7 protein-coding genes are annotated in these 6,299 nt (G+C 66.7%); all 7 read left to right on the top strand.

Translation table 11 applies throughout. From position 1 onward, the window contains the following. Nucleotides 1-36 precede the first annotated feature (36 nt). Complete coding sequence (locus NCS58_RS20575) at nucleotides 37-966, top strand: NAD(P)-dependent methylenetetrahydromethanopterin dehydrogenase (protein WP_061121946.1); 930 nt, start codon at nucleotides 37-39, stop codon at nucleotides 964-966. Then, on the top strand, nucleotides 963-2,138 hold the full coding sequence (locus NCS58_RS20580; protein WP_061121947.1) for an ATP-grasp domain-containing protein: 1,176 nt from the start codon (nucleotides 963-965) through the stop codon (nucleotides 2,136-2,138). Before NCS58_RS20575 ends, NCS58_RS20580 begins: the two co-directional genes overlap by 4 nt. Beyond that, nucleotides 2,135-3,139, top strand: a complete 1,005-nt coding sequence (gene mch, locus NCS58_RS20585; protein WP_061121948.1) for a methenyltetrahydromethanopterin cyclohydrolase — start codon at nucleotides 2,135-2,137, stop codon at nucleotides 3,137-3,139. The genes NCS58_RS20580 and mch overlap by 4 nt, the downstream gene beginning before the upstream one ends. Continuing rightward, nucleotides 3,136-4,074, top strand: coding sequence for a RimK family alpha-L-glutamate ligase (locus tag NCS58_RS20590; protein ID WP_250477512.1), 939 nt, complete (start codon nucleotides 3,136-3,138; stop codon nucleotides 4,072-4,074). Before mch ends, NCS58_RS20590 begins: the two co-directional genes overlap by 4 nt. Continuing rightward, nucleotides 4,061-4,933 carry a triphosphoribosyl-dephospho-CoA synthase gene (locus NCS58_RS20595; protein WP_061121950.1) on the top strand — a complete coding sequence of 291 codons (873 nt, stop codon included), beginning with the start codon at nucleotides 4,061-4,063 and terminating at the stop codon, nucleotides 4,931-4,933. The genes NCS58_RS20590 and NCS58_RS20595 overlap by 14 nt, the downstream gene beginning before the upstream one ends. Nucleotides 4,934-5,104: 171 nt before the next feature. Further along, complete coding sequence (gene fae, locus NCS58_RS20600; RefSeq protein ID WP_061121951.1) at nucleotides 5,105-5,614, top strand: formaldehyde-activating enzyme; 510 nt, start codon at nucleotides 5,105-5,107, stop codon at nucleotides 5,612-5,614. Nucleotides 5,615-5,688: 74 nt separating this feature from the next. Then, on the top strand, nucleotides 5,689-6,081 hold the full coding sequence (locus NCS58_RS20605; RefSeq protein WP_061121952.1) for a hypothetical protein: 393 nt from the start codon (nucleotides 5,689-5,691) through the stop codon (nucleotides 6,079-6,081). The last annotated feature ends 218 nt before the right edge of the window (nucleotides 6,082-6,299 follow it).

Raw genomic sequence — 6,299 nt, forward strand, 5'->3', positions numbered from 1 at the left:
ATTCAATCGACACCAACGCCCAACGAGTCCATCGCCATGCCCGAAGCCACCGAACGACCCTACGTCCTGCACATGTTCACCAGCACGCCGCAAATGAGCCCGTTCGACGTGAACATGGCCGCCGACGCTGGCTATCAGATCCTCGTGCCCTACTGCAATGTCGACGAGGACAGCGTCGTGCAGCTCACGCAGGACGCGATCTTCTCGCGCGGGCCGAAGGGCGTGTCGCGCACCGGCATCTTCATCGGCGGGCGGGACGTGATGCTCGCCGCCGACATGCTCGAAAAAGCCCGCAACGCGATGGTCCCGCCCTTCGAGGTCTCCGTCTTCGCCGATCCGAGCGGCGCGTACACGACGGCCGCGGCGCTCGTCGCGCTCGCGGAAAAGCATCTGCGAGCCGCGCATTCGGTCGATCTCGGCGGCAAGCGCGTGCTCATACTCGGCGGCACGGGCGCAGTCGGGCGCGTGGCGGCGGCGATGGCCGCATCGCTCGGCGCGGACGTCGCCGTCGCGAGCCATTCGAGCCATTCGCGCGCGACGCAGGTGAGCGACGAGATCAATCGCCGCTTCGATATCGCGACGTCGGGCATCGCGACCGGCTCGCCGGATCAACTGCATCGCGAGCTCGCCCGCGCGGAAGTGGTGTTCGCCACCGCCGTGGCCGGCGTGCAGGTGATGACCTCCGCCGATCTCGCCCACGCGAAGAACCTGCTGATCGCCGCCGATGTCAACGCCGTGCCGCCCGAAGGCATCGCCGGCGTCAACGTGATGGACGACGGCAAGCCGCTCGCGGGCGCCGCGCGCGCGGACGCCGTAGGCATCGGCGCGCTCGCGATCGGCAACGTGAAGTATCAGGCCGAACACCGTCTCTTCCTGCGCATGCGCACCGGCGGCAAACCCGTTTATCTCGGCTTTCCCGAAGCGTTCGACGAAGCCCGCGCGATCGTTGCCGGACAAAGCTCATGACTTCAGCCGATGAATCCCGCGCGCCGCGCGTCGCCGTCGCGGGATTGTCGGCGCGGCTTGTCGCGCAATCGGCGGCGCGCGCGGGGCTGAATGTCGTCGCGCTCGATATTTTCGGCGACCGCGACACGCGCGCGCACGCGGGCATGTGGTTCGATATCGGCGGCAACGGACTCTCGATCGATCGCGCGCGTCTCTACGATGCGCTCGAACGCGCGGCGCGCCTGCCGCGCATGCTCGGTCTCATCGTGACGAGCGGCCTCGAACCGCTCGCGGGAGAACTCGCGCGCGCGCCACGCGTGCCGCGCTTCATCGGCAACGGGGCGCAGGCGGCCGCGGTACGCGATCCGCGGCGCTTTTTCGCGTTGCTCGACGAGGCGCAGGTCGCGCACCCGGATGTGCGCTACACGCCTCCCGCCGATCGCAGCGGCTGGCTCGTCAAGCGCTCCGACGGTTGCGGCGGCACGCATATCGAATGGGCCGAGGACGTCGAGCGCGCACCCGCCGGCGCGTATTTTCAGCGGCTCGCGAAAGGCCGCTCGATGTCCGCGCTTTTCGTCGCCGCCCATCGCGAGGCCGCGGTGATCGGCTTCGCGGAGCAACTGACAGTCGCTGCGGGACGCCTGCCCTTCGTGCACGCGGGCTCGCTCGGGCCGGTGCAGTTGCCGTGGCACATCGCGGCGCGCATCGTCGAGGCCATCGACAGGATCGTCTGGCAAACGGACCTCACTGGCCTGAACAGCATCGACTTCCTGCTCGACGGCGACACGTTCAGCGTGCTCGAAATCAACACGCGCCCGTCCTCGACGATGGCGCTCTACGAAGCCGCCTGGCCCGACGCGTGGCCGCGCGGCTTGATCGGCGCGCATCTGGATGCGTGTCTGCACGGCGACTTGCCGCACACGTCCGACACGGCCGCGCGCACGCCATCGCTTCATGCGGGGCAGCGCGTCGTGTTCGCGCGCGAAGGCTTCACCGCATCGCGCGCATTCAGCGACGCATGCTTCGACGATCCCGCGTGCCACGACGTGCCGCTCGCCGGCGCGCGAATCGAAGCGGGCCAGCCGGTCTGCACGATGACCGTGTCCGCGCCCGCGTTTTGCGACCTGCGCGACGCGCTGGATCGCGAGCACGCGCGCATTCTGCAACGCATCGAAACCCTCTGTACATCATGACTTCGACTTTTCAGGCTGACGGCGCGGTGAGCGTCAACGCATCGAGTGCGCGGCTCGTCGCGCGTCTCATCGACGATGCCGCGCGCCTTCGCGTCGATGTGACTCGCACGGACGGCGGCACCGTCATCGTCGATGCGGGCGTGAATGCCAAAGGCAGCGCCGAGGCCGGCATATTGATCGCGCGCATCTGCATGGGTGGTCTCGGGCGCGTCGCGCGTCGCGTCGCCTACGATAGCGCGCCGCTCTGGCCTGACTTCATCGAGGTGCATACGAGCAATCCGGTGCTTGCATGCCTCGCGAGCCAGTACGCGGGCTGGAGTCTGTCGGCGACCAAGGAGCAGACGGGCGGCAAGAAATTTTTCTCGCTCGGCTCGGGCCCGGCGCGCGCACTCGCGTGCAAGGAGCCGCTCTTCGACGAGCTCGGCTATCGCGACCGGCACGATCGCGGCGCGCTCGTGATGGAAGTGGATCGTCTGCCGCCGCAGGTCGTCATCGACAAGGTGCTCAACGATTGCGGCCTCGCGCCGGAGCATCTCGTGATCGCCGTGACGCCGACACAATCTGTCGCGGGCACGGTGCAGGTCGTCGCGCGCGTCGTGGAAGTCGCGCTGCACAAGACGCACGTGCTGGGCGTCGATCTGGGGGAAGTCGTCGAAGGCAGCGGCAGCGCGCCGCTTCCGCCGCCCGCGCCCGACGGCATCGCCGCGATGGGCCGCACCAACGACGCGATTCTCTACGGCGGCCGCGTGCATCTGACCGTGAAAAGCGACGCGGCCGCGAAGCGCCTCGCCGCCGAACTGCCGTCGTCGAATGCGCGCGACTATGGCCGTCCGTTCGCCGACATCTTCACGTCGTTCAACTACGACTTCTATCAGATCGACCCGGCGCTCTTCGCGCCCGCGCAAGTGTGGGTGTCGAGCCTGGAAAGCGGCGCGACCTATCACGGCGGCAGGGTCGACAAGCCGCTGCTCGACGCGCAATGGCTCGGAGACGCGTCATGACCTTGCCTGCATTGCGTGTGGCGATCATGACCGATGAAACCGGCTGGCACACCGGCCGCCTGAAAAAAGCCTTCCGCGCGCGCGATGTGGAAGCGCGCTGCGTCGATCTCGCGGACTGCCGCATCGACACGACATGGAAGCCGCACGGCCTCGCGATTCCCGGGTTCGGTCACACGCTGCCCGACGCGGTGCTGGTGCGCGGCATCGCGGGCGGCACCTTCGAGCAGGTGACGTTGCGCCTCGGCATCCTGCACGCGCTCTGCGAGTGCGGCGTGCCCGTCTATAACGATGCTCGCGCGATCGAGCGCAGCGTCGACAAGTCGATGACGAGCTTTCTGCTCAATCGCTACGGCGTGCCGACGCCCGCGACGTGGGCCGGCGAATCCCCGGCGCATGCGCAGCGCGTGCTGATGCGCGAGGCGGCCGCCGGGCGGCAGGTGGTGATGAAGCCGCTTTTCGGGTCGCAGGGCAAAGGCCTGAAGAAACCCGGCTTGAGATTGCCGTCGCTCAAATCGTTCAGTCAGGTGGCCTATCTGCAGCGTTATGTCGATGCGGGCGCGCCCGGCTTCGACTGGCGCGTGCTCGTGATCGGCGGGCGGGCCGTCGCTGCGATGAAGCGCGTTGGCGGCGAGGACTGGATTCACAACTATGCGCGCGGCGCGCGCTGCGAGCCGGCGGAACTGTCGCCCGCGCTCACGGACGTCGCCGTGCGCGCGACCGCGGCGCTCGGGCTCGACTATGCAGGCGTCGATCTGATTCCGTCCGAGGACGAGCGTCCGGTCGTGCTCGAAGTGAATGGCGTCGCGGCATGGCGCGGCCTGCAATCGGTGACGCCGGTCGATATCGCGGCGCTGCTCGTCGACGACCTGCTCGATCGCAAGCTGCCCGCATCGAAGGGCGCGCTCGCGCTCGCCAGCGGCGATGAACGCTTCTGACGCACCGCTCGCCGTGCGCGCGCGCACCGCGTTCCTGCGCGCGTGCCTGCTCGACGTGGAGACGAGAAAACCGGGAAATGTGAGCGTCGCGAGCGCGGGGCACGGCATGACGTCGGCGCAATTCATCGCGAGCGCGGGCACGGCGGCGGCGGGGCTTTTCACGCCGCACGCACGCGTGGGCGCGCGCATTCTCGACGCCGTGCGCCGCACGTTCGATGCGGTCGGCTGCAATACGAATCTCGGCATCGTGCTGCTTGCCGCGCCCTTGTGCGCCGCGCTCGATGCTTTCGATGCGAACGCATCGATCGACGCGGCGCGCTGGCATGGGGCGACGCAACGCGTGCTCGCGGACCTTGATGTGGACGATGCGCGCCTCGCCTACCGCGCGATTGCGCTCGCCAATCCGGGCGGCCTCGGCGACGCGCCCGAGCAGCCCGTGCACGCGCCGCCGACCGTGACTCTGCGCGCGGCGATGACGCTCGCGGCGGATCGCGACAGCATCGCGCGTCAGTATGAGAACGGTTTCGCCGAAGTCTTCGGCGCGGGCCTCGACGCAGCGGGCGAAGTCGCGGCATCGACGGCGCATCGCGCGATGCTCGACGCATTCCTTACATTTCTCTCGGGCTGGCCCGATTCGCACATAGTGCGCAAGCAGGGCGCGGCGGTGGCGCAAAGTGTCACGCGCGACGCGGTGCGGCATCGCGCGCAATGGCGCATGTCGGGCAGTCCCGTCGAGTCGCGGGCGCTCGATGACTGGGACGCCGAACTGAAGGCGCGCGGCATCAACCCGGGCACGAGCGCGGACCTCGCGGTGGCGACGCTCTTCGTCGCGCTGGTGGCGTCGTCGAAGAATGCATGAAGTCTGCCCGCGCGGATCAAAAATTGGCACGGAACATGTTAGGAAGTTCGCGGTTGAGCGGTCGCATCGGAAATCGGGCGAACCGCGAGCCTTGCGCGGCTTTGGGTCTGACCGTCGCGAGTCGAGAGCAAGTCGCTAGTCCCTGGAACCACACATCACTGGAGGAACAGCATGGCCAAGATCAACCGCGTCATGGTGGGAGAGTCGCTCGTCGGCGATGGCAATGAAGTCGCGCACATCGACTTGATCATCGGACCGAGAGGTTCGGCTGCCGAGACCGCGTTCTGCCACGCGCTCACGAACAACAAGGATGGCTTCACATCGCTGCTCGCGGTGGTCGCGCCGAATCTGCTGACCAAGCCAAACACGATTCTCTTCAACAAGGTGACGATCAAGGGCGCGAAGCAGGCGGTGCAGATGTTCGGCCCGGCGCAGCGTGCGGTGGCGATGGCCGTTGCGGACAGCGTGGAAGGCGGCGTCATTCCCGCCGATGAAGCCGACGACCTGTTCATCTGCGTTGGCGTGTTCATCCACTGGGAGGCGGATAACGACCAGAAGATCCACGACTTCAACTATCAGGCGACGAAGGAGGCCATTGCGCGCGCGGTGGCGGGCGAGCCTTCCGCGCAGGAGGTAGTATCGAAGAAGGGAACGATGTCGCATCCGTTCTCGCCGAGCTGATGTGCATGGCCGGTGCGTTTTATGTTGTTTGCGTGCCGGCCGCTTCGAATCGACGACATTACGAGGCTTATCGCATGACCCCACGTTGCTGCGCGTTGACGGTGCTCACCTGCCTCTCGCTGATTTCGCCGCTTTCGCTTGCAGCGACGGGTGCTGGGGGCGGTGGCGCGCCCGCCAGGACTCACGACTATCCCACCGAAGGACGCGTGGAATATGTGCTCGGATGCATGGACGACAATGGGCACGATTTCGCCAACGTGTACAAGTGCTCTTGTGCGATCGACAAGATCGCTGATGTGCTTACTTATGATGACTACGTCGAGCAGTCTACGTTTTCTAAATACGCCACGCTGGGTGGGGAAGGTGGGGCGGAGTTTCGGGTCGATCGCGCGAAGGCTCAGACGAGGAAGTTTCGTGACTTGCAGAGGGATGCTTATAAGGCTTGTGGGATTGCGCCGCGGAAGTAGGGGCGGGGGGGTTTTGGTGGTTTGCTTGGGTTTTTGCCGGATCCCGTATTGTTCGTGGTTTATTAGCGCTGCCCCTATGCGGGGCGGCAGTCACTTTCTTTGCTGCTGCAAAGAAAGTAACCAAAGAAAGCAGCTCCACACGCCCGCGGTCACACGCAGTTTGGCCACGCGTGCCATGTGATCGTGGGCTGCCTAAGTGTCGCCCTCATAGGCCCAAC

Origin of the sequence: Caballeronia sp. INML3B, assembly GCF_023631305.1 — a bacterium.
In the GTDB taxonomy this organism is placed as follows: Bacteria; Pseudomonadota; Gammaproteobacteria; order Burkholderiales; family Burkholderiaceae; genus Caballeronia; species Caballeronia turbans.